Here is a 271-nt window from a genome sequence, read left to right as displayed (position 1 = left end):
CGCGCGTCCCCGCCACCATGTCCCGGCGGCGAACCGCTCTCCGTCGCCCAGCGGGACGTGAGGGCGGGGCGATCGGCGTGCCCCCGCCACCATGTCCCGTTCGACGACCCGAACCCCTCGGCGGCCACGCCATCCCGCGCAGCGGGGTGCTGCCTACCGCCGTCAACGGGACACGATGGCACGGGTGCCAGCGCGTCCCCGCCACCATGTCCCGGCGGCGAACCGCTCTCCGTCGCCCAGCGGGACGTGAGGGCGGGGCGATCGGCGTGCC

Source organism: Nocardia sp. NPDC051321, assembly GCF_044455225.1.
Lineage (GTDB): Bacteria > Actinomycetota > Actinomycetes > Mycobacteriales > Mycobacteriaceae > Nocardia.
This window is presented reverse-complemented; position numbering follows the sequence as displayed.